The organism is Blautia sp. MCC270, assembly GCF_018785605.1.
Lineage (GTDB): Bacteria > Bacillota > Clostridia > Lachnospirales > Lachnospiraceae > Blautia_A > Blautia_A fusiformis.
The window spans coordinates 1-6,143 of sequence record NZ_WQQD01000074.1 but is presented as its reverse complement, the minus strand read 5'-3'; the positions used below and the strand labels follow the sequence as shown (position 1 = coordinate 6,143).

Sequence of the window (6,143 nt, the reverse complement as noted above, 5' to 3'; positions counted from 1 at the left end):
GTAAGCCCCATCTGTCTGAGCCAGGTACGCATCAGCGTACATGGCGAGTTATGGGGCGCCCTGCACGGCAGAAGACTCAGACGCTTAGTATGACCCGGCGAAACGACCGCACCAGGCACGACCATGCAGCCGCCCCGCTGGCAGACTGTCCGTTCGTCCCTACCTCCATTCATCCCACAAAAAAAGAGCCCCCAGGCCCAAACACCCAGGAACTCTCCCAAAACTCAAATATCCAATTATCATCAATCGTTACCAGTTGTCACCAACCATCACCCAACGCGCAACCGAAACTTCTGAATCTCCTTCTCACTGGAAACTCTCTCAATCTCAGCCCCAAGACTCCTGAGCTTCTCCTCAAAATTCTCATACCCACGCTGGATATAAACAATATCATCAACAACCGTAACACCCTCAGCAGCCAGCCCCGCAATAACAAGCGCAGCACCCGCACGAAGATCCGGTGCACTCACACGCGCCCCAGTAAGCTTCCTCACACCATCAATAATAGCAGAGTTCCCCTCCACCTTAATATTGGCACCCATCCGGGAAAGCTCATCCGCATACTTAAACCGGTTCTCAAAAATACTCTCAGTAACAATACTCGTACCCTCAGCCAAAGCCAAAGTAACCGCGATCTGCGGCTGCATATCCGTAGGATAACCAGGATAAGGCAACGTCTTCACATGCGTACGATGAAGCACATGCGGCGCACGGACACGAACCGCATCATCAAACTCCTCAACCTCACACCCGATCTCCTCAAGCTTAGCCGTAGTAGCCTCAAGATGCTTAGGAATAACATTACGAACAGTAACATCACCACGAGTAGCCGCAGCAGCAAACATAAACGTACCAGCCTCGATCTGGTCCGGAATGATCGAATACTCCGTACGATGAAGCGTCTCAACACCACGGATACGGATCACATCCGTACCGGCACCCTTGATATTCGCCCCCATACTGTTCAGGAAATTCGCCACATCAACAACATGCGGCTCCCTCGCAGCATTCTCAATGATCGTACGACCAGTCGCCATAGAAGCAGCCATCATAATATTAATAGTAGCACCAACAGAAACCACATCCAGGAAAATATGGCTGCCATGCAGATTCTCCGCCTTGGCAACAATAGCCCCATGACAGATATCAACATCCGCACCAAGAGCACGGAAACCCTTCAGATGCTGGTCGATCGGCCTGCTACCGATATTACATCCACCCGGAAGCGGAACCTCCGCATGCTTATACTTACCAAGCAAAGCACCCAGAAGATAATAAGAAGCACGGATCTTCTTGATAAACTCATAATCCACGCTGAGATTGCCGATAGTAGAACCGTTGATCTTTACAGTAGACTTATCAATACGCTCAACCTGAGCCCCGATCTCGGAGATCGCCTCAAGCAGAACATTGATGTCCCTAACATCTGGCAGATTCTCGATCAATATAGTTTCATCAGTCATAATGGCTGCTGACAATATCGCAAGCGCCGCATTCTTCGCACCCGCAATATCCACTTCTCCAACCAGAGGATTGCCGCCTTTAATCACATACTGTTCCATAACACACCTCTATTATTTACTCCTCTATGAGCAGAAACTTTCTCTGAATTTACTGCAGGAACAAACGTTCCGCAATACCGTTTTTTAGGTCAGTTGTATATTATAACACATATTTCAGATTTGTAAACAATTTATGACGAAAACCTGTCACAACCCATGACCCGAAACACTCCAGCAAACCGTTTCCACAAGCCAACAGTTACGCCTTATCTCCCCTGTTCTTCAGTGCCTCAAGCACAACCTGGAGACTCCCCTCCAGATCCTTATCCTCTTCATCCACCACAATGTCCGCATATTTCTCATACAAAGGAACACGCTCATCATAAAGACTCGCCAGCGTCTGCCCCTCCTTGAGCACAACACCACGCCCCTTAAGATTACCAAGACGCCTGGAAAGAAGCTCCAGCGAGATCTTAAGATACACCACAACACCCTCAGACTTCAGATGCTGCATAGCCTCATCGCAGTAAACCACACTTCCACCGGTAGCGATCACCGTATTTTCCACCTGGATCGAAGCATTCACACGATTCTCGATCGCCTTGAAGCCCTCCGTACCCTCATCCTCGATGATCTTACTCAAAGTCCTCTTCTCCGCCTTCTGGATCAGAAGATCTGAGTCAATAAACTGGTAACCAAGTACCTTCGCAAGTACGACACCGATGCTGCTCTTCCCCGCACCAGGCATTCCTATCAGTGTAATATTATTCATACTGTATCCTTTCATTTTAGCATAACAGCTGCCAAATCTCAACAAACGTTACGGCTCCGCAGAACCTACCGTTTCTCTCTCCCTGCCTTTCCCGACGTCTTTAATTTCCCTGACATCCCTGGCTTTCCTGACACCTTCAACTTCCCTGACATCCCTGGCTTTCCTGACGTTTTCAACTTCCCTGACATCCCTGGCTTTCCTGACGTCTTCAACTTCCCCGCCATCCCTGGCTTCCCCGACGTCTTCAACTTCTCTGCCATCCCTGCCATCTCTGATTCCCTGTCTGATTTCTTATCCAACTTCTTCTGCATCTGCTTCTTCTTTACGCTGTAGCCGAAGGTTCCCACCTTCCGGCCACCCGCCAGATACTCCCCATGGGAATAAACCAGAAGACCCGCATCATTAAGACAAAACCTGTTGTTTTTATCCATATAAGCTTCATCCGCATGGACCGCAAGCACATCCGCAAGAAACATGTCATGAGACCCCAGCTCCTTCACCTCACGCACCCTGCACTCGATTGAAACCGGAGCCTCCCCGATCATCGGTGCAGAAACAAACTGCGCTTTCTCTTTCGTAAGGTTCAGCTTCCGGAACTTGTCCACATCACGTCCCGAACGAACCCCGCAGAAATCCGTTGCATACGCCAGCTTCTCCGTTGTCAGATTGATCACAAATTCACCCGTTTTCCGGATCATATCATAGGAATAACGGGAAGGTCGGACAGAAATATAAGCCATCGCCGGATTGGTACACACCGTACCCGTCCACGCAACCGTTATGATATTATCGTTACCCTCACCATCGGTAACACTCACCATTACAGCCGGCAGTGGATAGATCATGTTCCCCGGCTTCCATAACTGTTTCGCCATTTTCCGTCACCTCTTACGCATAATCGCTGTTCATCAGCTGAGCAGCCTCCATCATAGCCGGGATCAGCTGCTTCTTTCTGGAAACCACACCCGGCAGACTGAAAGTATCTCCATCCGGTTTCCGCTCAAAAGCGATCTCCGCCATCTGCTGGCTGCCCTCCCCGTAAAACAGAAGCTCTGTAGACTCCTCCAGGATATTCGTCAGCATAAAATAAACTCTCGTGATATCATGACGGCCACACTCACTCACCATAAACGGCATCAGCTTCTCCTTGATCTCCTTAAGCTCCTCGCTGTCCATGGAACTGATCTGACCCACACCAAAGGAAACATTACCCTCACCGATAAACTTCTTGTAATCCTGATAAAAAATCTCCTCCGGAGACTTATCCTTCAGATTACTTCCCGCAGAAAACATCTCTCGGGCAAACTCCTCGATCTTGATCCCCGCGATCAGCGCAAGAGCACTGGCAGCGATCTTATCCGTCTGCGTACAGGTCGGTGAACGAAACATCAATGTATCCGAAATAATAGCCGCACAGAGAAGCCCCGCGATCTTTTCCGGGATCTCCAGTCTCTGCTCTCCGTAGATCTCATAAAGGATCGTACCCGTACATCCCACCGGCTCATTACGAAAAGCAACCGGCGTCATGGTCTGCAAAGTACCCAGCTTATGATGATCGATGATCTCAAGGATCTCCGCCTTCTCGATATTATCAACAGCCTGATCCACCTCATTATGATCCACAAGAACCACTTTCTTTTTATGCATATCCAGAAAATTACGTCTGGAGATCGTACCGATACACTTACCATGAGGATTGATCACCGGAAACGCCCTGTGACGGTTTTTGATCATAACATCCTGGATATCATCCGTAAAATCCTCGGTATTAAACGTAACCATGTTATCCCGCTTCATAACAAAGCTGACCGGAATACTCTGGTTGATCAGACGCGCAATATTAAACGTATCATACGGAGACCGGATGATCACGATATTCTTCTCATGAGCAAGCTTTATAACCTTCTCGGAAACCACGATATTCAGCCCCACGATGATACAGCTGACATTCTGGCTGATCGCCTGAAGATGATCCTCCTCACGGTCACCCATGATGATCATATCATCCTCCTCAACGTAGCCCTCCAGCATCTTCGGGTTGGCAGTACCGACAAGCACACGCCCCTTCACAAAATATCCGTGTCCGTTACCTTCCACCACTTCACCGCCAACAGTCTCGGCAATTCTCTGATACTGCGTCCTCGCATTGGAAAGAAGATAACTGTCTGTAGTATCCATATAGGTCTTTGCGATATCACCAATCGTCACAAGCCCCTCCAGACACCCATCCTTATCCCGGATCGGAAGAGAAACGATCCCGTTCTCCTGCATCAGATCCCAGGTATTCTTCAGCGACATATTCTTATCCGCCTGCGGACTGGTCCGGATATCCATATCCTTGACCTGCGTACCGATATTTCCCAGATAAGCCGGCGGCTGTACGCCAAAACGGTTTAGCACATACCTGGTCTCCTCATTGATCTGCCCCGCTCTCTTCGGGATATATTTTTTATTCTGCGTAGTTCTGTTTTTAATATCCGCATAAGCAATAGCCGAACAGATGGAATCCGTATCCGGATTCTTATGTCCGATTACAAATATTCTCTCCGGTTTTTTCATACACATCCATCCTTTTTCATCCAAAATAATCATAATTTAATATTTGCAAACAAAGCACCCAGGGAAGTAGTAGCCTCTTCCCCCGACTCCAGAAGCTCAAAAGACTCCTCCTCAACCTCCTTAGCCATCAGATCCGATGCCTCTTTAATACTCAGGCTCAGCTTACCATCCTTGATCGCGATAACCTTCACCTTAACCTTATCCCCAACACTCAAAACCTCAGAAGGCTTCCGGATCCTCTTCTCACAGATCTGAGAAATATGCACCAGCCCAGAAACCCCGTTTCCAAGCTCCACAAAAGCACCATACGGCTGCAAACTCTCAACCGTACCCTCCGTCACAAAGCCAACCTGGATATTAGAAATCTTATTCCGTTTCTCTACCTCAGCCCTCTCACGAAGAATCTCCCTCGCCGAAAGCACCAGCCTCTTCTTCGCCTTATCAACCTCGATCACCCGCACCTGGATCGGCTTATTCAGAAACACCTCAGTATCCTCAACAAACTCCAAAGCAAGCCTGGATGCCGGAATAAACCCACGGACACCCTCAACATAAGCAATGGCACCCCCGTTAACGATCCCCTTCACAACAACATCCAGCACCTCACCCGAATCCTGAAGCTCCTTCAGCCTGTCCCAGGCAAGCACATCCGCAGCATCCGCTCTGGAAAGAAGAATATTCCCCTGACCATCATCCCTGCGAAGAACCATCGCCTGAACCTCATCCCCCGGCTGAACAGCCTCTCTAATATTAAACCCCGGAACCCGGGAAAACTCCTCCACCGGAATAAAACCCTCAGCATAAAACTTAAGGTCAAGAACAACCCCCGACTCATCCACACTCACAACAGTCCCGGAGATAATATCCCCCTCATCGATCCTCTTAAAAGAAGCCTCCAGCTCCCTCTCAAAATCCTTCATAGACTCCGCCATATCCAGACCTCCCATTCAAACAAAAAACCAACCACCGCCGCCCCAAACCAGACGACAGCACTATAATCCTAATCATTATAGCATGCACACCCCACCCGCGCTATATTTTTTGCACTGGAAATTTCTTAACCCCTTTATTTCTCTCCAACGCACAGAACAGACTCAGATCAGCCCATTTATCACAACCTTGATGCTTTCTTTATTTCTCTCCAACGTACAGGACGGACTGCCGGAGGGGCGGCTGCATGGTCGGGACCCGGTGCGTCGGAGTAAGCCGCTGGTCATACTTAGCGCCTGAGGCTTCTGACGGGAAGGTACTCTGCGGCCACAAGCCGCAGAGTAAGCCCCATCTGTCTGAGCCAGGTACGCATCAGCGTA

At 49.2% G+C, this 6,143-nt stretch carries 4 protein-coding genes and 1 pseudogene; all 5 read right to left on the bottom strand.

All coding sequences use genetic code 11. The annotated features are described in order from the left end of the window. Window positions 1-269 precede the first annotated feature (269 nt). The 5 genes and pseudogenes from GPK58_RS12530 to GPK58_RS12510 all read right to left on the bottom strand — a co-directional run bounded on the left by GPK58_RS12530 (window position 270) and on the right by GPK58_RS12510 (window position 5,765). The gene (locus GPK58_RS12530) at window positions 270-1,562 is read right to left on the bottom strand and encodes a UDP-N-acetylglucosamine 1-carboxyvinyltransferase (RefSeq protein WP_092073580.1); all 1,293 of its coding nucleotides are present in this window, start codon (window positions 1,560-1,562) and stop codon (window positions 270-272) included. 199 nt (window positions 1,563-1,761) lie between these two features. After that, window positions 1,762-2,274 (bottom strand): shikimate kinase, encoded by a 513-nt coding sequence (locus tag GPK58_RS12525; RefSeq protein ID WP_059086952.1) that lies wholly within the window; start codon window positions 2,272-2,274, stop codon window positions 1,762-1,764. A gap of 287 nt (window positions 2,275-2,561) precedes the next feature. Then, window positions 2,562-3,149, bottom strand: a pseudogene (locus GPK58_RS12520) (flavin reductase family protein); the annotation flags it as partial. Window positions 3,150-3,162: 13 nt separating this feature from the next. Beyond that, on the bottom strand, window positions 3,163-4,833 hold the full coding sequence (locus GPK58_RS12515; protein ID WP_044961512.1) for a putative manganese-dependent inorganic diphosphatase: 1,671 nt from the start codon (window positions 4,831-4,833) through the stop codon (window positions 3,163-3,165). Between the two features lie 29 nt (window positions 4,834-4,862). Continuing rightward, on the bottom strand, window positions 4,863-5,765 hold the full coding sequence (locus tag GPK58_RS12510) for a 30S ribosomal protein S1 (protein WP_215638735.1): 903 nt from the start codon (window positions 5,763-5,765) through the stop codon (window positions 4,863-4,865). Window positions 5,766-6,143: the final 378 nt, after the last annotated feature.